This is a genomic window from Odoribacter sp. N15.MGS-14 (genome assembly GCF_000980245.1).
Taxonomy (GTDB): domain Bacteria; phylum Bacteroidota; class Bacteroidia; order Bacteroidales; family Marinifilaceae; genus Odoribacter; species Odoribacter splanchnicus.
Window position 1 is genome coordinate 1 of sequence record NZ_LARE01000199.1, and the last position, 520, is coordinate 520.

Sequence of the window (520 nt, forward strand, 5' to 3'; positions counted from 1 at the left end):
CCTCCCCGGAGCTTATCGCAGCTTATCACGTCCTTCATCGCCTCCGAGAGCCAAGGCATCCGCCATGCGCCCTTCTTTACTTTCCTTATTCATTCGCCCACACTTGCGTGTCAGCGGGATGATATATACTTTCAGCTCTTTACTACTAAAATTACTGTTTGCTTGTACAATATGTCATAGATCGGTCATCTTCGTATCTTACGTCTCTGATGGAGTGGAGAATAACGGATTCGAACCGTTGACCCTCTGCGTGCAAGGCAGATGCTCTAGCCAGCTGAGCTAATCCCCCGAATCTCAAGATTCGTAGTCCCAGGCAGAGTTGAACTGCCGACCTCTACATTATCAGTGTAGCGCTCTAACCAACTGAGCTATAGGACTAAGTTCAACCTAGTCTGTTTAATTAGACCCGGCTTCTTACTTTCTCTCTTCCGTCTTAATACGGAATCATATCTTGAATAAACAACAACAGCAGTACAAAAACAAAAACCTTTACTTTGGATCCTCTCCAGAAAGGAGGTGT

2 tRNA genes and 1 rRNA gene are annotated in these 520 nt (G+C 45.6%); all 3 read right to left on the minus strand.

What is annotated here, in order from left to right:
- Positions 1-86, minus strand: a 23S ribosomal RNA gene (locus tag WS34_RS15125); the annotation flags it as partial.
- Between the two features lie 129 nt (positions 87-215).
- Positions 216-289 (minus strand) — tRNA-Ala (locus tag WS34_RS15130).
- 15 nt (positions 290-304) lie between these two features.
- Positions 305-378: transfer RNA gene (locus WS34_RS15135), tRNA-Ile, on the minus strand.
- Between the last annotated feature and the right edge of the window lie 142 nt (positions 379-520).